This is a genomic window from Streptomyces sp. NPDC002130 (genome assembly GCF_040296465.1).
Lineage (GTDB): Bacteria > Actinomycetota > Actinomycetes > Streptomycetales > Streptomycetaceae > Streptomyces.
In genome coordinates this window covers 1-1,139 of sequence record NZ_JBEOXI010001111.1, presented here as the reverse complement: position 1 = coordinate 1,139, position 1,139 = coordinate 1, and the positions used below count along the sequence as shown (strand labels likewise).

Here is a 1,139-nt window from a genome sequence, read left to right as displayed (position 1 = left end):
GACCGATCTCGGGGACCGGCACGTCGTTGATCTCGAGGAGACCAGGCCCCATGAGCTGAGCTGCCTTCATGAGTTGACCTCGCTGATCTCGCAGTTGTATGCGGCACTCAGATACGCGTTGCTGCGATCGGATCCGATCAGACCCGGCGCCATCTTGTTCATGACGTAGGCGAAGGTCATCCGACGGTCCAGATCGTTGACCAGCATCGAGCCGCCGATACCGGCCCACCAGCAGGCGCGTCCGTCGGGAACCAGGGGTGCGGTATCCGGGTGCGGCAGTCCGTATCCGATGCCGAACTTGAGCGGAGTCATGATCCCGAGGTCGATACCGTCGGCTTGGATCTCGAAGATCAGGTCGATGGTGCTCTGCGAGAGCAACTTCTGGCCGTCGAGCACACCACCGTTCGAGATCAAGGATTGGACCCGAGCGATCGAACGGGCGTTGCCATGACCGTTGACTCCGCCGATTTCAGCTTCCCGCCAGGGCGCGGTGTTGACCTCGGGATAGTCGAGCAATGGGCAGGTCAGGGTCTTGATGAAGATGCTGTCCTGGTCGAGAGTAGACAGGTCGAACTCCAACGCGGGCGGCGGAACCATGGTGGCGATTCGACCGAAATGCTCTGCGGACGTGCCGATATGGAAGTCGGCTCCCAGTGGACCGGAAAGCTCTTCGGCAAAGAACCTGCCGAGAGTCCGCCCGTCGATGCGACGAATGACCTCACCGACGAGATGGCCGTAGTTGATCGCGTGATAGCCCGACGCCGTACCGGGGGTCCACCACGGCTTCTGCGTAGCGAGGCGGGTGGTGGACGCCTCGAGGTCGTAGATGTCCTTCAGTTCGATCGGGCGTTCCCAGCCGGAGACTCCGGACGTATGCGAGAGGAGGTGGCGAACTTCGATGTCTTCCTTACCGTTTGCCGCAAATTCGGGCCAGTAGTGAGCAACTTTCTGGTACACGTCCAATTGGCCGCGTTCGACCAGCAGGAGCGCACACAGGGCCGTCATGGTCTTGGTGATGGAGAACGTATTGACGATGGTGTCCGGACCCCAAGGAGTGGTACGGGATTCGTCGGCAGGATGACGGTGAAGGGGGTTCAGTACGTGCGGGGCGTACCGGTCCTCCAGAGCGACTACGCCCG

Annotated in this window: 1 protein-coding gene; it reads right to left on the bottom strand. The window is 61.3% G+C overall.

Annotated elements, in window-relative coordinates; all coding sequences use genetic code 11:
• Positions 1–66 precede the first annotated feature (66 nt).
• On the bottom strand, positions 67–1,139 hold a 1,073-nt coding region (locus tag ABT116_RS48835; protein ID WP_351648036.1), incomplete at its 5' end, for a serine hydrolase domain-containing protein.